The 21,584-nt window shown below is 66.4% G+C and carries 20 protein-coding genes; 10 read left to right on the top strand and 10 right to left on the bottom strand.

From position 1 onward, the window contains the following. Nucleotides 1-121 precede the first annotated feature (121 nt). On the bottom strand, nt 122-688 hold the full coding sequence (locus CHB65_RS02360) for a nitrous oxide reductase accessory protein NosL (RefSeq protein ID WP_089383425.1): 567 nt from the start codon (nt 686-688) through the stop codon (nt 122-124). Between the two features lie 106 nt (nt 689-794). Between CHB65_RS02360 and CHB65_RS02355 the strand changes: the two genes are divergently transcribed. From CHB65_RS02355 to CHB65_RS02345, 3 genes are read left to right on the top strand one after another with little or no spacing between them, the layout of a single operon-like run. Then, entirely contained in the window at nt 795-2,888 is a 2,094-nt protein-coding gene (locus CHB65_RS02355; RefSeq protein ID WP_089383424.1) for a NosD domain-containing protein, read from the top strand. Nucleotides 2,889-2,905: 17 nt separating this feature from the next. Then, nucleotides 2,906-3,754 (top strand): ABC transporter ATP-binding protein, encoded by an 849-nt coding sequence (locus CHB65_RS02350; protein WP_089383423.1) that lies wholly within the window; start codon nt 2,906-2,908, stop codon nt 3,752-3,754. Then, nucleotides 3,751-4,614, top strand: a complete 864-nt coding sequence (locus tag CHB65_RS02345) for a copper ABC transporter permease (RefSeq protein ID WP_089383422.1) — start codon at nt 3,751-3,753, stop codon at nt 4,612-4,614. Before CHB65_RS02350 ends, CHB65_RS02345 begins: the two co-directional genes overlap by 4 nt. Before the next feature lie 18 nt (nt 4,615-4,632). Here the strand turns inward: CHB65_RS02345 and CHB65_RS02340 are convergent, their stop codons facing one another. The 5 genes from CHB65_RS02340 to CHB65_RS02320 are packed head-to-tail and all read right to left on the bottom strand — an operon-like array spanning nt 4,633 to nt 8,142. Next, nucleotides 4,633-5,352 (bottom strand): DUF7546 family protein, encoded by a 720-nt coding sequence (locus CHB65_RS02340; RefSeq protein ID WP_089383421.1) that lies wholly within the window; start codon nt 5,350-5,352, stop codon nt 4,633-4,635. Between the two features lie 2 nt (nt 5,353-5,354). Then, nucleotides 5,355-5,570 (bottom strand): CbaC protein, encoded by a 216-nt coding sequence (locus tag CHB65_RS02335; RefSeq protein ID WP_089383420.1) that lies wholly within the window; start codon nt 5,568-5,570, stop codon nt 5,355-5,357. Next, nucleotides 5,567-7,360 (bottom strand): b(o/a)3-type cytochrome-c oxidase subunit 1, encoded by a 1,794-nt coding sequence (locus CHB65_RS02330; RefSeq protein ID WP_089383419.1) that lies wholly within the window; start codon nt 7,358-7,360, stop codon nt 5,567-5,569. Before CHB65_RS02330 ends, CHB65_RS02335 begins: the two co-directional genes overlap by 4 nt. Next, nucleotides 7,357-7,926 carry a cytochrome c oxidase subunit II gene (locus CHB65_RS02325; protein ID WP_089383418.1) on the bottom strand — a complete coding sequence of 190 codons (570 nt, stop codon included), beginning with the start codon at nt 7,924-7,926 and terminating at the stop codon, nt 7,357-7,359. Before CHB65_RS02325 ends, CHB65_RS02330 begins: the two co-directional genes overlap by 4 nt. Before the next feature lie 6 nt (nt 7,927-7,932). Continuing rightward, nucleotides 7,933-8,142 (bottom strand): hypothetical protein, encoded by a 210-nt coding sequence (locus CHB65_RS02320; RefSeq protein ID WP_089383417.1) that lies wholly within the window; start codon nt 8,140-8,142, stop codon nt 7,933-7,935. Nucleotides 8,143-8,240: 98 nt separating this feature from the next. Here CHB65_RS02320 and CHB65_RS02315 point away from each other — a divergent pair, with 98 nt between their 5' ends. The 6 genes from CHB65_RS02315 to CHB65_RS02290 all read left to right on the top strand — a co-directional run bounded on the left by CHB65_RS02315 (nt 8,241) and on the right by CHB65_RS02290 (nt 13,741). Next, the gene (locus CHB65_RS02315) at nt 8,241-8,429 is read left to right on the top strand and encodes a hypothetical protein (protein WP_089383416.1); all 189 of its coding nucleotides are present in this window, start codon (nt 8,241-8,243) and stop codon (nt 8,427-8,429) included. A gap of 61 nt (nt 8,430-8,490) precedes the next feature. Continuing rightward, entirely contained in the window at nt 8,491-10,947 is a 2,457-nt protein-coding gene (locus CHB65_RS02310; protein ID WP_089383415.1) for a heavy metal translocating P-type ATPase, read from the top strand. 54 nt (nt 10,948-11,001) lie between these two features. Further along, nucleotides 11,002-11,526 (top strand): TlpA family protein disulfide reductase, encoded by a 525-nt coding sequence (locus CHB65_RS02305; protein WP_089383414.1) that lies wholly within the window; start codon nt 11,002-11,004, stop codon nt 11,524-11,526. 175 nt (nt 11,527-11,701) lie between these two features. After that, a complete protein-coding gene (locus CHB65_RS02300) occupies nt 11,702-12,499 on the top strand; it encodes a sulfite exporter TauE/SafE family protein (RefSeq protein ID WP_089383413.1) in 798 nt (265 codons plus the stop codon). A 68-nt stretch (nt 12,500-12,567) separates the two neighbouring features. Continuing rightward, on the top strand, nt 12,568-13,257 hold the full coding sequence (locus CHB65_RS02295) for an SCO family protein (protein ID WP_089383412.1): 690 nt from the start codon (nt 12,568-12,570) through the stop codon (nt 13,255-13,257). A gap of 55 nt (nt 13,258-13,312) precedes the next feature. After that, entirely contained in the window at nt 13,313-13,741 is a 429-nt protein-coding gene (locus CHB65_RS02290) for an SRPBCC family protein (RefSeq protein WP_089383411.1), read from the top strand. A 637-nt stretch (nt 13,742-14,378) separates the two neighbouring features. Here CHB65_RS02290 and msrA read toward each other — a convergent pair. Together msrA and CHB65_RS02280 are read right to left on the bottom strand one after the other, a co-directional pair. Continuing rightward, nucleotides 14,379-14,915 (bottom strand): peptide-methionine (S)-S-oxide reductase MsrA, encoded by a 537-nt coding sequence (msrA, locus tag CHB65_RS02285; RefSeq protein ID WP_089383410.1) that lies wholly within the window; start codon nt 14,913-14,915, stop codon nt 14,379-14,381. 87 nt (nt 14,916-15,002) lie between these two features. After that, nucleotides 15,003-17,657, bottom strand: a complete 2,655-nt coding sequence (locus tag CHB65_RS02280; protein WP_089383409.1) for a hybrid sensor histidine kinase/response regulator — start codon at nt 17,655-17,657, stop codon at nt 15,003-15,005. Nucleotides 17,658-17,845: 188 nt separating this feature from the next. Here CHB65_RS02280 and CHB65_RS02275 point away from each other — a divergent pair, with 188 nt between their 5' ends. Continuing rightward, on the top strand, nt 17,846-18,040 hold the full coding sequence (locus tag CHB65_RS02275) for a hypothetical protein (protein WP_089383408.1): 195 nt from the start codon (nt 17,846-17,848) through the stop codon (nt 18,038-18,040). Between the two features lie 45 nt (nt 18,041-18,085). On the opposite strand, the gene CHB65_RS02270 is transcribed toward CHB65_RS02275, so the two are convergent. After that, nucleotides 18,086-19,789, bottom strand: coding sequence for a cation:proton antiporter (locus CHB65_RS02270; protein WP_089383470.1), 1,704 nt, complete (start codon nt 19,787-19,789; stop codon nt 18,086-18,088). Further along, nucleotides 19,782-21,527 (bottom strand): cation:proton antiporter, encoded by a 1,746-nt coding sequence (locus CHB65_RS02265; protein WP_089383407.1) that lies wholly within the window; start codon nt 21,525-21,527, stop codon nt 19,782-19,784. Before CHB65_RS02265 ends, CHB65_RS02270 begins: the two co-directional genes overlap by 8 nt. Nucleotides 21,528-21,584 lie beyond the last annotated feature (57 nt).

Genomic DNA, 21,584 nt, shown 5'->3' with positions numbered 1-21,584 from the left:
AGGGGGGTCGGCGTTCTCAGTACGGGAGAACGGGAGGTGACGGGCTGGTCATCGCCTGCCGGGTCGGGTGCTCGGGCTCGGAGCGTGTCGGTGATCGTTCTTGCCGCGTGTCGACGGTCGATCAGAGCGCGTCGACGGTCGCCTGATCGACCTCCTCGGCCGCCATCTCCGTGCCGCCGTACGCCTCGAGGAACCCGTCCACGTCGTCGGCGTCGGAGAAGGGGATGAGCTCCGGCCCCATCGCGCCGGCGACGTCGCTGCCGGCGATGACGGTGAGCCTCGAAAGCGGCGCGAACGCCTCCGCCTCGACGTGTGAGGAAAAGAGCACATCGTCGCCCTCCTCGGAGACGTCGTACTCGACCGTCGAATAGTCGGTGAGGTAGGTTACGAGCGGCTCACGTCCGGCGTCCTCCTCGGCGAACAGGTACTCGTAGGTGCAGGTGCTGCTGCAGAACTGACCGGGCCGGCCACCCTCCGGCTCGTCGTCGGCGAAGTGGATCTGCCCGACCGGTCCCGGGTGATCCTCGATTATCATCCCGCACACGTCACAGGCGAGTTCGCCCTCGAGCCCGACGGGCTCCGGGTCCTCGTCATCGTCACCGCCGAGACAGCCGGCGATCGCGAAAGGAACGGTCGCAGCGACGCCGGCGAGCAGCCGACGTCGTCGGAGCCGGTGAGTTTGTGCCATCGAGTGAAACTACGGGAGACGCCCGTTTAGCCCCTCCGGAGCGGTTCACGCGGGCGTTCGAGGAACGAACCAGTCGGCATAAATCGTTCGAGGGCGAACGTCACACGTGAAACCCACCGTGCCGCGGACCCGCGGGAGGCGGCTCCTTCCGGCCGTCGCGATCCTTTTCGCCCTCGTGGTCGCGGTCGTCGTCGCCGGCGCGTTCCTCGTCGACCCCGCCGACTCCGCGCCCGACCCGGTGACCTACGACGACACCATCGAACTCGGCATGTCCTCGGAGACCGACGAGCTGATGGGCGGGGAGGCGGCGGTGCCCCGCGCGCAGGTGTTTTACTCCAGCTTCCAGTACGTCGTCGGCTACAACGGGATCGCCCAGATGGTCGAGACCTTTGAGGACGACCGAAGCGAGACGGCCTTCGGCTATCCGATCGCCGTCCACGTCGAGACGTTCGACGACGCCGAGCCGGACGTGACCGACGACGGGCTCTTCGCCGCCGAGGGCACCCCAGCATGGACGCCCGCCGAGGAGGCCGTCTACGTCGTCGGCTCCGAAGCCGGGACGCCGGCCGGCGAGACGGCGGTCCCCTTCGCCGAGGCGGACGCGGCCGAGACGTTCACCGCCGAGCACGGCGGCGAGGTCGTCCCGTGGTCGACGCTCCGCGAGCGCGAGTTCGACGTCGACACGGCCGGGACCGTCCGGTCGATGGCGCCCGACCGATGGGAGGAGGCGGACGACCGGGTCGCGGACGCCCGTGAACGGGCCGACCGGCCGGTCTCCGTCGTCGTCGGCGAGGACGCGGACACCATCGGCGAGGCGGTCGAGGAGGCACCCGCGAACACGACCGTGGTCGTCCCCGAGGGCACATACGAGGAGACGATCGAGATCAACCGCTCGGTGACCGTCGCCGGCGAGAACGCGACGGTGCAGGGGGATGACGAGGGCTCCGTGATCACGGTTCGTGCCCCCGACGTCGGGCTCTCCGGCCTTTCGGTCGCGGGCGTCGGCAACCAGACGCGCGACGAGGAGGCCGTTCAGGAGCCGCCGAGCGACGGGGACGAGGGGGAGGCCGCGTGGGACACGAACGTCCAACTCGGCTACGGCCACGGCGATGCGGGGGTCCGGGCGCTTTCGGCCCCCGGCCTCGTCGTCGAGGACGTCCATATCGAGACGGACGCGAGCGGGGTCATTCTCCGTGAGGGATCCGACGCCACGCTCATCGACCTCTCCGTTCATGGTCCCGAGGACTGGCAGGACGGCTTCATGGGCGTCGTCGCCATGGAGTCGCGGGTCACCGTCGACGGCGGCGAGTTCGACGGCGGTCGCGACGGGGTCTACGCCCACCGCGCCGACGGCTCCGTGATCCGAAACGCCTCCTTCGAGGGGACGCGCTACGGCGTTCATCTGATGTATTCGGGTGACGCGCTCATCGCCGATAACGTCGTCCGGAACGCCGAATACGGCGGCATCACCGTCATGACGCGGCCGGAGGGCAACGCCATCGTCGGCAACGACGTGCGTGACTCGCCGGCGGGGATACAGGCGTCCGGGACGCGGACGTACCTCGGCTACAACACCCTCGTGAACAACCGCCTCGGCTTCTCGACCAGCTCACGCGGCTCGCTGTATGAACACAACGTCGTCGTGGGCAACGAGGAGGGGGCCCGCGCGACGACCGTCATCCCGTCGAGCCGCGTGGTCGGAAACGACTTCGTCGACAACGAGCGACACGCCGGTGCCGGCGCCGGACCGCTTCGGATCTGGGCCGACGACGACGTCGGCAACTACTGGGAGGGCGCGGACGCCCCGTTACACTCGACGGATCGTGGCTATGAGGCAACCTCACCCGTCGACGCCGCGTTCCACCGTGAGCCCGCTGCGTCGACGATCGCGGAGTCACCGGCCGCCCGGCTGCTCGACCAGCTTCGTGGGACGAACCCCGGTGCACGCACCGGCGGCGTCTACGATCCCGTGCCGGCCGTGGAGCCGTTCGACGCGGATCGTGTCGAGGCGACGATCGAGGACCCCGAGGGTCCCGCCCACGCCGACTGGCGCGACCGGATCGGAACGGACGGGGAAGCGATCGAGTCGGGGAACGCGTCTATGGAGTCGGTCGAGTCGGGGAACGCGTCTACGGAGTCGGTCGAGTCGGGGAACGCGTCTACGGAGTCGGTCAAGTCGGACGGCGGTGAGATCGGATGAGCCAGTCTCCCGAACGCATGAATGACACGGAAACGGCCAGTGAACCGTTGATCGAAGCCCACGACGTCACTCGAAGCTACGGCGGCGTCGCCGTCCTGCAGGACGCCTCCGTCGCGTTCTCGCCGGGTTTGACGGTCGTGATCGGGCCGAACGGATCGGGGAAGTCGACGCTGCTCGGGACGCTCGTCGGCCGGATACCACCCGTCTCCGGCGAGGTACGTCGCCACGGCCCCGCAGTCGACGGGCGGGTCGGCTATCTTCCACAGGACGTCCCGTTCCGGGATACGTTCACCGCCCGCGAGACGGTCGCGTTCTACGGACGCCTCATCGGCGCGGGGAACGAGGTCGACGACGCGCTCGCCGGCGTCGGGCTCGCGGATGCAGGCGACCGCCGGGTGGACGCGCTCTCCGGTGGGATGCGTCGCCTCCTCGGTATCGCGGTTGCGACCCTCGGCGATCCCCCGGTCGTCGTCCTCGATGAGCCGACGAGCGGGCTCGACCCCGGAATGCGCGAGCGGGCGTTCGCGGCGGCCGGCGAACGTGCCGGCGAGGGAACCGCGGTGGTGGTGAGCACGCACGACCTCGAACTCGCGGGGACGTACGCCGACCACGTCGTTGCGCTCCATCGGGGTCGCGTCGCCGCCGCTGGTCCGATCGAACGGCTGCTCGCGGATCACGGGGCGGATGACCTCACCGGGGTCTACCGGTCGATCGTCGGAGCCACTCCGGTGAGGGAGGGCCCGTCGTCGGCAACCGATGAGGGCGCCGACGCCGATTCGCCACCGGCGGATGAGGACGCCGAGCCTGAGCCGACGAACGGCGAGGACGACACCGCCGTCCACGTCCCGGGGGTGTCGGACCGATGAGCGGCCGTCCCGCCGCGTTCACGACGGTCTTTCGGCGCGAGCTCGTGACCGTCGCACGGACCCCGGCGTACGCGCTGCTCGTCGTCGGGCTGCTGATCGTCGTGGGCGGGCTCGTCGCCGTCGGCGGTGGCGGCGCGACCGGATTCGTCCCGGCGGTCGTCGACCTGCTTTTGGCCACCGAGGTGCTCGTCCCGCTCGCCGCGGTCGTGCTCGGCTACCGGGCGCTACGGACCGACCGGGCGACCGGCGAACTCGCCGTGATCCGTACCTTCGGCGTCGGTGCCGTCACCTACGTGGGTGGCATCCTCGCGGCCCGGCTGCTCGCGCTGATCGTCGTCGTGGGGCTGCCGTACGTGCTCGTCGGCGGCTACGTCTGGGCGACCGCGAGCCCCGATACGGGGATCTACGCCACCCACACGGGCGTCGACTCGCCGCTTCTTTACGTCCGATTTCTCACCTTTGCCGTCCTCCTCGGTGCCGCCTACCTCGCGGTCGCCGCCGGGCTCTCCGCGCTCGCCGGGAGCCGACGGGGCGCGATCGCCCTCGGCGGGCTCGTCCTCGCGGGCGGCGTGCTCGGCGGCGACCTCGCCGTGTTGCGCTCGCTGTCGACCGGGACGCCGGCGGCGGCCCTGCCGGATCTGCTCGCGCTCACCTCGAACGGGGCGTTCCGCGGGCTCGTCTTCGATCACGTGATCGGCGTCGCCTTCGAGGGCGACGGCCCCACCGTGAACGCCGGCCGGGCGCTCCTCGCGCTGTTCGGCTGGAGCGTCGCCGGCGCGATGATAGCCGTCGTCGCGCTCGGCTACGGCCGCGCCGTGACGGTCACGCTCGAACGGGTGCGTCGGCGGGTCGTCGCCTGAGAGGGATATAAAAACCGCTCACCGCGAGCACGACGGGGATCGCCGTTCCCCGTGAACGACCAACCCGACGAGCGCGACGGCCGTCACGCCGAAGGCGGCCGTCGAGACGACGATCGAGACGCCGTCGGCGAACAGCGGCACGCCGAGCGCGGAGGCACCGGCGGCGACGACCGGGAACACGCAGCCGGCACAGCTGAACAGCCCGAGCGTCCCCGCGAAGAGCGAGCCGGCGCTCGCGGTGATCCCCTTCGCGAGCAACGCGCCGAGGGCGACGTAGCCGACGAACTGAAACGGGACGACCGCGAGCGAGAACACGACCCCGTCGGCGAGCACGATCGGGCCCCATCCGGGGAGGCCGGCCGCCGCGTCGACGCCGACGCCCGTGAGACCGACCGAGAGCGTGCCGCTTATCAGTGCGAGCACGCCGACGTAGCCGACGCCGACCGCCCACGCCAGCCGTCGGCGCGAACCGCCCTGCCGTCCGGTCGTGCCGGCCGTCCCCCCGCCGGTTCCGAACGCCGCCGCGAGACACGCCGCCGCCACGGTGAACCAGATCAGCGGATACGCCGCGCGGCTCGGATCGAGCACCTCCGTGGGCGTCGTCACGAGGTACGCGACGAGGACCGTTGCGTACGCCAACGCGGCGAGCGTCCCGCCGAGGAGGCCGCGGTACGCGACGCCCGTGAGGCCGGTGAACCGGGCGGGGCGGGAACGTTGCGTCTCCGTCTCTGTGGCCATCGTTAGGAGGTCTTCTCGCCCCGTGGCTCCGTTCGCCAGCCGCCCTTAACCGAGATCACCCAGATGATGAGCCCGATGAGGATGAAGACCCCGGCCATGTACGGGATCAACGGCAGCGGCAGCCCGAGCATGTCGAGGACGGTGCGCAGCTCGTAGACGATCACGCCGAAGACCGCGAGCCCGACGAGCAAGCCGCCACGCGTGATGTCGACGCTCATAGCGAGCTCACCCCCGTTATGGCGTCCACGAGGAGGGTAGCAGCCGTCGTGATGGCGGCGAGCACCCGTTCGGCGAGCGCGGTCGTCGCGTCGATCCAGACCGGATAGGTTCCCGCGCCGGTGCCGAAGACCCCGCTGTTGGAGATGATCCCGGCGAGCGGCAGGGCGTACGCGAGGACGACGAGGACGAGCGCGATGCCCACCCAGAGCCGGAGGTTGTCGAGCACCTTCGGGGCGTCCTCCGGGCCGGAGAGCGCCGGCGGCAGCGGCCGGGCGAGCCCCGACGCCTTCGGGCTCCAACTCGTGATCACGATGTTGGCGATGAACAGGACGGTCGAGACGAACAGGATGGTCCCGCCGATGGCGATCTGCAGGTTGAGTTCCTCGAACCCGCCGAAGGCCATCGGATAATCGAAGCCGGCGTACTCCGGCTCCGCGGTCCGCCGTGGCACGCCGAGAAGCCCCTGTGAGTGCATGGCGTTCGTCATGAGCGCCATACCGACGAACCAGAGGACGACCTGTGCCAACCCGATCTGCGGACTGTACAGCGGCCGGTTCGTGAGCTGTGGCCAGAGCCAGTATGTCGCCGCCATGAAGGTGAGCGCGACCGCGGTTCCCACGGTGAGGTGGAAGTGGCCCGGCACCCAGATCGTGTTGTGGATCATGTAGTTGATGTTCAAGCCGGCGTTGATCATCCCGGAGAATCCGCCGGCGGCGAACATCAGCCCCGCGAGCATCATGCCGGTGAACGCGGGGTTTCGCCACGGGAGCGCGCGAAGCCAGCCGAAGATCCCCGTCCCGCCGCGACGCCGAGCGCCGTACTCGACGCTCGCGACGACGGTGAACGCCGTGATCAGGCTCGGCAGGAGCAGGAACATCGTGTTCGTCATCGAGATGAACTTAAACCCCTCCGCGATGCCGGGGTCGAGGTACTGATGGTGGATCCCGACCGGCGTCGACAACAGGAGGAACAACACGAAGACGACCCGTGCGAGCGGGTCGCTGAAGAGCCGTCCGCCGGCGATCTTCGGCAGGACGGTGTACCAGAGCATGTACGCTGGCATGAGCCAGAAGTAGACGACCGGGTGGCCGAAGAACCAGAACAGCGTGCGCGTGAGCGTGGGGTTCACCGACTCGATGAGCCCGAGCGACCACGGCAGCAGGAAGACGAGGATGGAGGTGGCGATCGCGAGGGTCGCGATGTACCACATGATCATCGTCGTCAGCACCATGAACGTCTGTAGCGGGATCCGCTCGCCGGGGTTCTCCTCGCGCCAGGCGAGCCACGTCCGGAACCAGTCGGCGCCGGCGACCCACGTCCCGACGACGAAGACCACGAGACCGGTATAAAACAGCGGATGCGCCTGCAGCGGCGCGTAAAACGTAAAGAGCACGTCGGCGCTCATGTCGATGCGGGCCGTGAAGCCGGCGAGAATGGAGACGCCGGTCATCGTCATCCCGGCGGCCATCATCCCGTACCACGTCCAGGTGATCTTCGTGTTCAAAAGCGGGCGGTCGAGGCTCCGCACGACCGCCCACGTGAACAGCCCGACGAGGAAGAAGATGGTGAAACTGATGACGAGGAAGACGCCGTGGGCGGTGAGGAACGTGTAGTAGTCGACGGAGCTGAACGGACGGGCGATCCCCGTCCGGTGGAGCGTCTGGATGATGCCGAATATCGCCCCGAGCGTGAGCGCGAGGAACGACCCCCACATCGCCGCGCGGATGATCCGCGCCTCCTCGGGGAACTTATCGACGAACGTCGGTTCGGCTTCGAGTTCGGCGCTCATGCGTCCTCACCCTCCTCGCCGTTCTCATCAGCGGCGCCGTCCTCGGTGTCATCGCCGTCTTGGTTCTCCTCGAGCCACTCCTCGTACTCCTCGTCGCTTACGACTTCGAAGGTCCCCTCCATCGCGTGGTGGGCCGACCCGCAGTACTCGTTACAGACGACCCCGTACACCTGCGGTTCGGTGACCTCGACGGTGATCGCGGCGACCTCACCCGGGACCACCATCGTGTTGGCGTTCGTCCCGACGACCTGGAAGCCGTGGATCACGTCCGGCGAGGTGACGTAGAACGTCACCGTGCTGTGTTCGGGGACGACGATCGGGTCCGGATCGAAGCCGAACTGGTACGCCTCGACGTAGGCCGCGTACTCGTCCTCGCCGACCTGCTCGACGCGCGGTTCGGCGAAGCGGTCGTCCTCATCGAGCGCCTGCGGGTCGACCGGGTCCTGTGAGTCCGCGACCATCGCGATTCCCGGCCCGACCGCGCCATAGGTGACGCTGCCGATGAGAAGCAGGATCAACACGATGGCGAGCGCGAGCCAGAGTTTCTCGTATGCGTGAACGTGCATCAGGTATCACCCAATAACCGTCAGGTCGCGGCTGAGGAATTCGATGAAGTACACGTACACCCACGCGATGACGAGGATCGCGAAGTACGTCATGATCAACGCGAGCGTGCCGATCGGATCGAACTCCTCCGTCTCGGCGTCCTCGTGTATCGGTTCCCCGTCCCCCGGGGGGTTCACTTCTCCGGTGACCGTCGATGCGGTGTCGCTACCGGCCATACTCGATCCCTACTTTGCGTGCATATTAAACCCACAACCCTTCCCGGCAGCTGGTAATGTGCCGACCGATATATATCCGATGAGCCCATGGTACCGATATGAATCTCCCGTTGCAGATCGTCGGGCTCTTAGTGCTCGGCGCGCTGGCGCCGGTGATCGTGTACGCGGTCGCGATGGGTGACCTCCTCGTCGCGGTGGCGGCGCTCAACGTGCTCCTGATCTGGCTCTCGCTTCGCATCGCAACCGGCGGTTCGGTGGGACTTCCCGGCCGTTCCTCGGACGCGTAAGATCCCGACCCGTTTATCAACCCCTCGCGCCGTCTCCGCCCCGTCGACCCTCGAACCAGCCATGTCGAACTGCACCCTGTGTGACCTGCCGACCGAGCCGCATCCGGTGACTGCATCGGACGTCGAGGGCGAGTACTGCTGTCGCGGCTGTCTGGCGGTCGCAAGCTCCTTGGATGACATCTCCGACGCCGAGGAGCTGGAGCGGCGGACGCCGGCGGCCCGGACGGACGACGACTTCGACGGCGAGACCGCCTTCCTGCACGTCGACGGGATGCACTGTTCGACGTGTGAGTCGTTTTTGGAGCTGACCGCCGGAAACCAGCCCGGCGTCGAGGCGGCGGAGGCGAGCTACGCGACCGACACGATCCGCGTCGAATACGACCCGGATCGGGTGAGCCCGACGGAGCTCCCGGAACGCCTCTCCGTCGCCGGCTACGTCGCGAGCGACCGGGCCGAGCCGGAACCCGTCAGTGACGACGTTGCCGTCGTTCGCTTCCTGATCGGCGGCGGCTTCTTCGGAATGATGACGATGCTCTGGTATATCATCTTCCTCTACCCGACCTACTTCGGCTACGACCCGATCGTCGGGCTCGGAGGGATCGACGGTCTGTACCTTTTTGCACACATCTGGCTGTTCACGTCGATCGTCCTCTTTTATACCGGCTTCCCGATCCTTCGGGGCGCATACGTCAGCCTCCGGGCTCGCCAGCCGAACATGGATCTGTTGGTGTCGGTGGCCGCGTTGAGCTCGTACGCCTACAGCACGCTCGCCATGCTGGTGGGCCGAACCGACCTCTATTTCGACGTCACCGTCGCGGTCGTGTTGGTCGTGATCGCCGGGAACCACTACGAGTCACGGATCAAACGCCGGGCGACCGGCCTCCTTTCGGACCTGACGACGGCGGGCGAGGGGGCTGTTCGGCTGGCCTCCGGGGAGACCGTTCCGCCAGCCGCCGTCGAGGGGGGAGACAAAGTCCTCGTCCGCCCGGGGGAGCGGATCCCGTTCGACGGGACGGTCGACGAGGGGACCGCCGCGGTCGACGAGGCGCTCATCACGGGGGAGTCGCTTCCGCGGACCAAGCGTGCGGGCGACCCGGTCCGTGGCGGAACCGTGGTGACGGACGCGCCGGTGGTCGTGACCGTCGGCGAGGGCGCGACGAGCACCCTCGATACGCTCGTCGGGCTCCTCTGGGAGATCCAGAGCTCGCGATCGGGGATCCAGCGGCTGGTCGACAAGCTCGCGACGATATTCGTCCCCCTCGTGCTCGCGCTCGCGGCCGTCGTCGGCGCGGTGTACCTGTTTAGCGGGGCGTCGCTGACGGCGGCGGCGCTCATCGCGCTGACGGTGGTGATCGTCTCGTGCCCGTGTGCGCTCGGGCTCGCGACGCCGCTCGCGATCGCCTCGGGGATCCGCGACGCCGCACGCCGCGGGATCGTGATCGTCTCGGACGTCGTCTTCGAGGACGGCGAGGAGATCGACACGGTCGTCCTGGATAAGACCGGGACGCTCACCGACGGCGAGATGGGCGTGCTGGAGGTCGTTCCCGTCGGGGTGACTGACGGCGACCGCCCTGCGGAGGCCGACCCGATCGAGCGCATCCTCGACCGGGCCGCCGCGCTCGAACGGTTCTCGGTCCATCCGGTCGCTCGGGCGATCGTGGAGTCGGTCGAACCGATCGAGTCCGCCGGAGCGGCCCGGACCGACGGCGGGGCCGACGTCGTGGGCGGCGCCGAACCCGGGGGTAAGCCCCCGATCGACGGGAGCGCCCATACCCCGGTCGATACCGACTCCGTCTCGGTGCTCGATCGGGGCGTGGGTGGGCGCGTCGACGATGCCGAGACCCTCGTCGGCCATCGATCCCTGTTCGAGGACGGCTGGGACGTCCCCGAGGAGGCCGTCGATGCCGCGGACCGTGCCGAGTCGGGCGGGTACGTCCCCGTGTTCGTGGGTTGGGGCGGCGTGGTTCGGGGCATCGTCGTCGTCGGCGACGAGCTTCGTGAGGGCTGGGAGGCGGTCGTGACGCGGCTCGCCGATGGCGGCAAGCGCGTCGTCGTCCTCACCGGCGACTCCATGGCCGCCGCGAGCCGCTTCCGGGAGCACCCCGCGATCGACGAGACGTTCGCGGAGGTGCCGCCGGAGGCGAAAGCCGAGACGGTCCGTCGGCTCGCCGCCGAGGGGCGCGTCGCGATGGTCGGCGACGGCAGCAACGACGCGCCCGCGTTGGCGGCCGCCGACCTCGGCGTCTCCGTCGCGAGCGGGACCGACCTCGCGGCCGACGCCGCCGACGCCGTCCTCCTCGACGACCGGCTGGAGGCGATACCCGAGCTGTTCACGCTCACGCGCGGGACGAACCGACGGATCACCGTCAACCTCGGCTGGGCGTTCCTCTACAACGCCATCGCGATCCCCCTCGCGATCACGGGGCTTCTCAACCCGCTTTTCGCCGCGCTGGCGATGGCCGCGAGCAGCATCGTCGTCGTGACCAACTCCGCCCGCCGGATCCCCCACGAATCATGAATCGAGACACGCTCGCATGAACCGAGCCACACCTATGAACCGAGACGCACACCCATGAACCGACGCACGCTCCTCAGCACGGCCGCAGGCGCCGTCGGGATCGCCCTCGGCGGCGGCGCGTACGCCTATCACCGCCGCCGCGATGACGGATCGACCCTCGCTCCCGTCGAGGTCGAGACGCTCGATGCGCCCGGCAGCGAGGCGGGGAGACGGGAGGTGCCCGAGCCCGGCTCCGTGACCGTCGTAGAGCTGTTCGCCACGTGGTGTTCGAGCTGTGCGGCGTACATGGAGACCCTCCGGGCGGTCGAACGCGAGGTCGACGCGACGATGGTCTCCGTCACCAACGAGCCGGTCGGCGTCTCCGTCGACCGCGAGACGGTCGTCGACTGGTGGGACGAACACGACGGCGCGTGGACGGTCGGGCTCGACGAGGACCTCATGTTGACGACCGAACTCGACGCGACGTCGGTCCCGTACACCGCCGTGATCGACCCGAACGGCCGGGTCGCCTACGCGAGCGACGGGACGATGGACGCCGCGGAGCTGATCGCGGAGATCGACGCCGTCGTGGGTGAGTGATCCCCGGCGGTCCCGGAGGGCCAGGGCGAGTCGCGGGCGAGCCCCCGTTTGAGAGGTCGGTGTGGGAGGCCCCGTTCGAGAGGCCCACCAGATCGGTTAGGGACGTCCACCCCCTCCCGTCGATCGTGAGGCGACGGACACGTGATCGGCTCCGGTCTGCCGGGGGTGGGAACCGATGGTAAGCTGTGAGCCGGCCGGCGGCGCGATCCACTCCAGCGAGCCGCTCGGACTCGGCGTCTTCCTCCTGATCGGGCTGCTCGGCGGCGCGCACTGTCTCGGGATGTGTGGCCCGCTCGTCTCCATGTACGCGGACCGAATGCGCACCGACGGCGGCACCAGGGGGCAGAACCTGACGGTTCGACAGGTCCGCCAGCACACCCTGTTCAACCTCGGCCGGACGGCGAGTTATGCTACCCTCGGCGGGCTGTTCGGCCTCGCGGGAAGTCTCGTCTTCGTCACGGGGCCGACGGTGACGACGATCGCGGGCGACGTCCACGCGCTGACGGGACTGCTCGTCGGGGCCGTCATCATCGCCGTCGGGATCCGGTACGCGCTGACGTTGGAGTTCCGTCACATCGCGATACCCGGGCTCACGGCCGCCTCGGGGTTCGTAACCGGGCGGATCGTCCCCCGCGTCGACGCGTGGGTTGGGGACGGACGGATCGTCGGCCTCGGCGCCGCCCACGGGCTGTTGCCCTGTCCGCTGCTCTACCCCGCGTTCCTCTACGCGTTCATCCAGGGCGATGCCGCAGGCGGCGCCGTCGCGCTCGGGGTCCTCGGGATCGGGACGATCCCGGCGCTGTTTCTCACCGGCACCCTCCTCACGTCGGTGAGTCGGACGACGCGGATGCGTGCCCACCGCGTGCTGGGCGTCGCGTTCATCGCGCTCGGCTACATCCCGCTTCAGCACGGGTTGCTCGCGCTCGGCATCCCGCTTCCGCATCCGCCGATCCCCTACTACACGCCGTTCTGACGGCGAAGTGAAGCTCGTTCGTCGAACGCACCAGACGCGTTTTATTCGACGATCGCTTCCGGTCCGATATGGACCGACGGAGGTTGCTTGGCGGTATGGGGGCGGCGACGGCGACGTTGCTCGCGGGGTGTTCGGCGGTACTCGATGACGGCCCCGAGGGGGTCGTCCTCGGCGAACAGTCCGATCAAGTCGCCGAAAGCGAGGCGCTCGCGTATCCGGCATACGGCCAATCGCTCCCGTCGATCGAACTCGAAGACCCGCTCAACGGGGAGGTGATCGACGTGAAGTCGATCGACCGAACCATGATCCTCACGGCGATCTTCACCTACTGTCCGGCGGAGTGTGGGATCCTCCTCAACCAGCTCGCCGGCGTACAGGGGATGATCGATGAGGCGGGACTCACCGACGACGTTGCGTTCCTGCCGATCACGTTCGACCCGGAGCGTGACGACGCAGAGGCGCTCGCGGACAACGCCGAGACGATCGGCGCCGATCTCTCGCTCGGCAACTGGCACTACCTCCGGCCGGAGACGCCCGAGGAGGCCGAATCGCTCGTCGCCGAGGAGATGGGGATCGGCTTCGAGCGGACGACCGAAAGCGACCGGCTGGAGGATTACGACTTCGCACACCCCGTCGTGACGTTCCTCGCCAATCCCGATGCCGTCGTCGAGCGGACCTATCGCGGGGAGAACATCGACCGAAATCGTGTGGTCGAGGATACCGAGGCGGTCGTCGAGGCGTTCACCGACCGCGAGTGATCGCCCGCCCGTGACCCCGTTTGCTTTAACCCCCCGCCGCGACAACTATCGACATATGACCGTCCGAGCCTCTCGGACGTTCGAGTTCGACGCCCCCGTCGAGGACGTGTGGGCGTTCATCTCGGACGCCGAACAGCGCGCCGGCGCGATCAGCGTGGTGGATACCTTCACCGTCCACGGTGCTGGACGCGCGACGTGGCAGGTCGCGCTGCCGATCCCGATGATCCGCTCGACGATCGCCGTCGAGACCGAGGAAGTCGCCCGTGATCCCCCGCGGCACGTGAAGTTCGTCGGCCGTTCCCGCGCGTTCCGCGTGACGGGCGAACACACGATCACGGAAACCGAGGACGGCTGTCGGCTCGCGAACGAGTTCGTCGTCGACGGTCGGCTGCCGGGCGTCGAGACCTTCTTCAAACGCAACTTCGACGCCGAACTCGACAACCTCGAACGCGCGCTCCGGCGCTCGGTTCGCGTCGACGTGTGAGTCGATCGGCGCCGGCGAGGAAACGCCTACCTTTAAACGTAAGAAGGCCGTAGCTATGTTCGCCGGAGACCGACGCTTTTCTCGTTGGATTCGGCAGAAAAAATCGACCGCGCCCGTCCGCCACCGGGTGAGCGGCCCGACACGATCCGGGGGTCCATCGTGTTGCCGATCGCCCATCAACCCGCCTCCCTTCGCCTTTCGTTGTGTCCTCGTCCGGTCACTGACGGGACCGCCGCACCTCGCCCATCGGCCTCGATACTTCCGCTGCCGATCTCCGGCAGCTCCCCTGTCGGCTTCGATACCTCTGCCGTCAATCACCGGCACCAGGTCGCTTGCACCCCGCGATGAAGTCGCATCGCTCGCCCTCAGTTATCAGATCGAATAGTTTGGCCGATGGCTTCATTAAATAGATCTCCATTGTGGCATATGCCGCGGACGTAACCGGCCGGCTATCCCCGTACCGGGCACGGCGGGCCGGGCACTCGCTTCCACCGTCCGTCGTCCGTGTGCATTCGGGTTCGGGAATCCCGCTCCCACACCGCCCCCGAATCCGATCTTCGAACCCGTGGAAGCGACCGACGCTCGCGTCGGACGCGACGTCGATTCTATCGAGCTGTCGATTCTACTGAAACGCCGATCAGCGTTCAGCTTCGACGAACAGGTTGCGAACCTTCTCGATCTTCGGGTCGGCGTGGAACGTACAGTAGGCGTCGCCCGGGTTCTTCTCGTAGTAGTCCTGGTGTTTCTCCTCGGCGCGATAAAACGTCGACAGCGGTTCGACCTCGGTGACGATCTCGTCGTCATAGACGCTCTCGGCTTCGAGCTCCTCGATGTATTCCGCGGCGATGCGCGCCTGCTCGTCGTCGTGTGTCAGGATGATCGACCGGTACTGGCTTCCCACGTCCGGCCCCTGTCGGTTGAGCTGTGTCGGGTCGTGGACGGTGAAAAACACCTTCAGCACGTCCGGATATGGGAGTACGTCCGGATCGTACTCCACGGCGACGACCTCGGCGTGGCCCGTCCGTCCGCTGCAGACCTCCCGATAGGTGGGATCCTCGGTATGGCCGCCCGCGTAGCCCGAGGTGACCTCGACAACGCCGGGAAGCTCCTTGAACGCCGCTTCGACACACCAGAAACAGCCGCCACCGAGCGTCGCGGTTTCAGTTTCGCTCATGAACGCCGATACGTGATACGGCCGTATAGACGCGTCGACGGTGGATCAACGGGAACGGCGTGCAGCCCTGCCGGGGATATCGATCGATCACTCGATGAGATCGACGTTCGTGATACGAAATTGCGCGCCGCCGGCGTCGCTCTCGGCCACGTCGATCTGCCACCCATGTGCCTCACAGATCTGTTTGACGATCGCCAATCCAAAGCCCCGTCCGTCACCGCTCGTTGTCACGCCGCGTTCGAACAGCCGTGATCGGTCTTCGGCCGGAATACCCACGCCGTCATCGGCCACGCAGAATCCCCCGTCGATCCCCCGTACGGTGATCGTGACCGATCGTCCGCTATGTTCAACCGCATTCGTGAAGAGGTTCTCAAAGACTTGCGGTAACCGGTCCGTATCCGCCCGTATCGTTGGCGGGTCCTCGATCGCAAGCGTTGCCGCCTCGGTGGGAACGGTCTCCCAGCACTCCTTGGCGATCGCTTCGACGGCCACCGACTCCGTTTCACCGACGACCTTCCCCTGTCGGGCCAACGCGAGCGATTCATCGAGCAGCGTCTCTATCCGATCCAGCGCTCGTGTTGCCGGTAACAGATGGTCGTTTCCGGTCTCCTCTGCAGCGAGTCGGAGCCGCCCCTGTGCGACGGTTAATGGGTTTCGAAGGTCGTGTGAGAGGATCCCGGTGAACTCATCGAGTCGGTCACGTTCACGGGTGAGTTCGGCTTCGCGTTTCCGAAGCAGTTCGATCTGTGTGATCCGTTCGAGGATAACCCTGAGCGTGTCACTCCACAGTTCGAGCAGTTTGATATCCTGCTCGGTGAACCCCTCAGGTTCGGTTGCGCCGATGTTCAACACACCGTAGCGACCGATCGGGACGATCAGTTCGCTTCCGATCAGTGTGTCCGGATTCATCCGTTGATCGTGTTCGCTCATATCGGCGATGTATCGCAGCGTTCCCTCCTCGTAGGCAGCCCACGATAGCGACCGTCCCTCCGGCGTGTACGTCGGCGGCTCCGCGATCAGATCTTGGCCACGCTCCGAGGTCGCAACCGGCTCGAGTGCACACCGATCGTCCGCCCGTAGCCAGACACCAACGATATCGAACTCGAAGATGGTCTCGATCCCCGTAATGATAGATCGGGCTGCCTCGTCGACGTCGGTCGTCTCCAGGAGGGTTTGGGTCGTCTCGTGGAGCTGTTCTAGGAAGGTGCTATATTGGGCAAGCTGTTGCTCCTGACGTTTACGCGTGGATATCTCACGCATCGCGGCCAAAACCCCATCGAGCGGCTCGTCGTCGATGAAGTTCTGTGCGCGGCTCTCGACCCATCGCCACTCGTCGTCAGCGTCCCGTACCCGAAACTCGGTCGTGACGACCTCATCCGGGTGTTCGGCTAACTGGGTCGTCTGTCGTCTCACCGCGTCATGATCCTCAGGATGAATGTACCCGAGTGGGTCCACGCCGTCGACGTCCAGCGGCTCCCACTCGAGCAACGGCGACGGCGGGCTCTGATACTCCACGGTCATCCCCTCATCCAACAGGACGAGCAGTTCCGGGGAGTACCTGACCAGTTGCTCGTACTGTTGTAGGTGGCGTTCCCGTTCCTTCTGGGCCGTGATATCCTGGATCGCCCCTCGGATCGTGACGATCTCGCCATCCTCGTATACGGGCTCACCGGTGGCTTTGACCCACTTCTCGTCGTTCTCGGCAGTGTTCAATCGAAGCTCGTGTTCGAACGGATCGCCATGCGTCCGGCACCGTTCGACCGCCTCCGCTATCGTTCCCTGGTCGTCCGGATGATAGAACTCGATCCCCGCGTCGATCGCTGGATCGAACTCGCCGTCCGGATCGAGTCCGTGAATCGCGTACGTGCCACGTGTCCATCGCTGCTCGCCGGTTTCCACGTCGGCTTCCCAGCCGCCAACGCCGGCCAGTTCCTGCGTGTGACGCAACAGTCCACGGCTTCGTTCGAGCGCCCGCTCGCGTTCCTCGGCTTCGGTGATGTCGGTATAGATGACGAATCCACTGGTACCGTCGTCATAGACCGCCGTTTGCAACAGGAACTTCCGAGGGCCGTCCGCGGTCCGTCTCGTCACCGGTTTCGGGGTCGTGTACCCACCGCTTCGCAGTTGGCGATTGACCGCCTCGGCCTCCGATCGCCGGCCGTCGGGAATGAGATACCGATCGGCTGAGTTCCCGATGAGCGTCTCGGCGTCGTATCCGAAGGTGTCCTCGAAGGCGGGATTCACCCGTGTGATGATCGGCTCGTCATCGTCGAATTCGATCTCAACCGTCGCCTGCGAGAACCGGTCGAAGAGCGCTCGAAACCGCCGTCGTTCCTCGTGAAGCCGTCGTTCGGCCCGATGTTGATCGACGGCATTGGTGAGGCGGTTCGCGAGGAGTTGGTACCGTTCCGTGCCGGGGCGTTTTTGAAGATAATCGGTCACCCCGGCTGAGATGGCCTCGCTGGCGACTTCCTCGCTGCCCTTGCCGGTGAACAGAATAAACGGAACGTCGGGCCATCGATCGCGGACGCGACGGAGGAACTCGATGCCGTCGGTACCCGGCATGTCGTAGTCGGAGATGATACACTGATACTCATCCCGTGAGAGTCGATCGAGACCCTCGTCCGCACTCGATACGGTGTCGATCTCCAGGCGATCATCCTCCCGTTCCAGAAACGTGGCGACCATCTCCGCAAAATCGGGCTCATCATCGGCGTGGAGGACGGAGATTTTCGCGGTCATATTCCCGTATCGGAATCGGTGTAAATAATCTTTCGGGCCTCGCTCTGCGTCATATGGCCGTCGTGGTGAACGTGAGGAATGGCACGTGAGACCGCTTCTGTGGACGATACATGAGGATGGTGTCGCTGGTCGATCCACGACACTCGTGGGATCGACAATACTTTTGAGCCCGTTCGAGAATCACGGACATGCTCGAAACGACGGAAGTCGCCCGGGTCGCTCGCAACCTCGTGATCTACGGGATCGCCGTCGGGCTCCTCGTCTACGCCGCGCTCGGGCTGGCCGAGGCGATCGAACTCTCGGTAGCGATCGCCATTCCGCTCTTTCTCGTCGGGCTCGCGTTGATCTTTTTCGTCCACGAGTCTCTCGACGGCCCGTTCTGAAGCCGGCGTTGACGCTGTTTGATGCTGTTTGCGCCGCCCGTCCCCTCAGTACCGCGCGTATCGACTCGCAAACCCAGCGTGCTCTATCGCATCGAGCATCTCGAGGTGCTCGCGCTTCAGGGTCGAGATCTCGCGCTCGCCGGTGGATAACGCCTCGACGATCTCGACGAGCTCCCTGCCGGCAACCACGTTCGGTACGGTAACGTAGGCCGCGCCGGCATCGAGCAACTGCTCGGCTTCGGCCGACGACTCCGAACGCAGGAGGAGGTCGGCGTCGGTCTCGAGCGTGCAGATCGTCTCCGATAGCTCCCGATGATCCACGGTCGAGACGACGAGCGCGGCACGGTCGATCCCGGCTTTCTCCCACGAATACGCCGACATCGCGTCGCCGAGGACGTAGCTCCGGCAGTTCGCCCGCAACTCATCCCAGAGCATGGGATCGTTTTCGATCACCACGTACGGTCGATCGAGCTCCTCGAGCCGTTCGGCGATGCGTCGTCCCTGCCGCCCGTATCCGAGCACGATGACGTGATCGTCGATCGTCCCGTCGACCTCGCTTCGCTCGTCGACCTTTCGGGTCCGCTGTTTGCGGAAGACGCGTGAGACGACGAGTTCGAAGATCCGGTCTTTCCATCGGCGGGCGGCGGGTGTCAGCGCCATCGTCACGACGGCGGCGAGGATGATCGCCTCGAATACCGCGTCGACGATCGTCCCGAGCAGAAGCGCCTGGATCGCGATGATGAGCGAGAACTCGCTCACCTGATTCAGGCTCGAACTCGCGAGGAACGCCGTCCGGGAATCATAGCCCTCATACATAAACGCCAGCGTGTGCACGAGCGGGTTCAAGATCAACACGACCCCGACGAGTGCCGCCGCCACGAGCGCCACCTCGACGGTGGGGATCGAGACGAGCGCGCCGATGGTGACGAAGAAGATGGCCCCGAAGAAGTCGGCGATCGAGTCGATCCCGTTGCGGACCTCGAGCGTGTTCGTGCCGTCGTCCCGGATGGCGATCCCCGCGGCGAACGCGCCGACGACGATGGAGAGGCCCACATACTCCGCGGCCGCGAGGAAGGCGATGAGGATGGAGATGCTGCCGACGAGGACGAGTTCGCCGTCCCCGTCGGCGAGCCGAACGAGGATCTGGAACCCGTGCCGGTAGAGAAACAGCCCTGCGGCGATGAACAGCACGCCGTAGCCGAGCTGTGAGGTGATCGCGTCGGCCGTGAACGCGTCGGCGGTGATGACGAGGAGCAGCGTGAGTGCGACGAGGTCATCGAAGAAGTGGATCGAGGAGGCGAGCCGGCCGTGCACGAGGTTTTCCCGGATCTCTCCCCTGAGGACCTCCCCGCCGACGAGCGACGAGCTGAGGACGGCGGCCGCGCTGAAATAGAGGGCGTTCCGAACCGGCTCCCCGAAGCCGAAGAGGTCGCCGAACGCGTAGCCGATGGCGAACGCGATCGGCCCGACGACGAGCAGTTGGATCGACGCCGCAAACTCCGCGTCCCGGAGGACGGTTTGGACGTTCGCGAAGTCGAGCCGGATCCCGAAGACGAACACGAGGAAGGCGATCCCCCACTGTGCAAGTACCAGCACCTCCTCCTGTGTCACGTACTCGAAGCCGCCGATCAGCAGCCCCGCGAGGATGTAAAACGGGATCGGCGAGAGGTCGAACTGGTTTGCGACTAACGAGAGGAGGCCGGCGGCGACGAAGATGACCGCGAGCGCGATGATCAGCTGTTCAGTCATCGTGCTCACCTCCGCGGTCGCCGACCCCCGGCTGGCCGGTGAATCGGTCACGGCTGCGTCGCTGTCGTGCGGCGATCTCGAAGAGGTCGCCGGCGATCGCCTCCTCGAACGCGTGGCGGTCCGTGGTGTGCGCTTCGACGTATTCGGCGAGTTTCTCCGCGGTCAGATGGGTGCTCATGATGACGTAGTCCGCTCCCCGTTCGTACAGCGCGCGGGCGTCGTCGATCCGCTCGGCCTCGACGAAGACCGTCGCGTCGTCCGCGACCTCCGCTAGGAGCGCCTCGTTGACCTCGCGCTCGACGCTCGAAGAGAGCACGAAGTCGGCCCCCTTCAGGTTCGCCTCCTTGCGAACCTCGGTGTGTCGGAAGTCGCCGAAGACGTACCCATAGCGGCCCTCCTGTTCGAGCTCCTCGACGTGATCGGTTCGCCGGTCGATGACGACGACCTGGCTGTACCGTTTCTCCAGTTTCGGAAGGGCCTGTTCGGTGATGTCGTCGTAGCCGATCGCGATCGCGTGGTCGCGATAGTGGCTCAGCGCATCGCTTTTGTCCCCTTCGGTCTCGAAGCGACGGAACCACGGTTCGAGCTTCGCGTAGATGGTGTGGTTGTACGCGATGACGTACGTCGAAATGCTCATCGTAAACAGCGCCATGAGGCTGAGATAGCCGAGCACGTCGGATTCGATCAATCCTTGATCGAGCGCGAGCGCGCCGACGATCAGCGAGAACTCGCTGACCTGGATCATGTTGATCGACCCCAAAAACGAGGTCTCGACGCTGAACCCCTCGCGGTCGATGAGATAGAACATGATCCAGAAGTTCCCGACCATGAGGATGATCGACGCGACGATCGCCTGCCACCAGTAGGCGAGCAGGGCGTTGAGGCCGTCGATCTGGAGGCCGATGGTCGCGAAGAAGACGAGGATGAAGAAGTTCGTGATCGGGGTGATCCGATCCTCAAGCTCCTTGCTGTATGGCAGTTGTGCGAGGCTGATCCCGGCGAGGAACGCGCCGACCTTCGCGGAGAGATCCGCGCCCTCCGCGATGGCGACGAAGAGGAACGCCCAGGCGATGGCGACGATGAGGAAGACCTCTTTATTGTCCGCGACGCGACGGAACAGCTTCGGAAGCACGTATCGCGAGGAGGCGAGCGAGAAGATCCCGATGAACGAGATCATCACGAGGATGACGCCGAGCGTCGTCGCGATGTCGGCCGCCCCGCCGAGGTCGTCGGCGGCGAACAGCGCGAGGACGATCACGAGATAGATGTCCTGGACGATCAACACCCCGACGTCGATCTTGCCGGGCATGCTCGTGATCTCGTCCTTGTCGGTGAGGATCTTCACGATGATCGGGGTCGCCCCGAAGACGGTCGCGAGCGCGATCACGAGGATCTCCGTGGTGTCGAACCCGAGCGCCCACGCGACGAGGAACGCAAGGGCGGTCTGGAGGACGGTCTGGCCGAACGCGACGTTCGTCACCGGGCGAAGGATCTCCTGAATGTCTTTAAACCGCATCTTGAGCCCGAGCAGGAAGAGGAGGAACGCGAACCCGAGTTCGGCCATCAGATCGACGAGCCCCTCGTCGGTGACGATGTCGAACGCGACGGGCCCGAGGATGATCCCCGTCAGGATGTACGCGATGATCGTCGGCTGGCCGGTCTGGCGGGCGATCAGCCCGATGATCGTCGCCACGACGACGATGATCGCGAAGTCGGCTGCGAGGGCTATTTCACTCATCACCGATGGGGTTGTCCCCCGTTCACGCTTCCGTGGTTTATGCGTTGGTATTCACCG

This window comes from Halorubrum vacuolatum (assembly GCF_900188065.1).
Classification (GTDB): Archaea; Halobacteriota; Halobacteria; order Halobacteriales; family Haloferacaceae; genus Halorubrum; species Halorubrum vacuolatum.
Note: the sequence above shows the minus strand (reverse complement) of the source record. Positions and strands in the feature narration are given on the sequence as shown.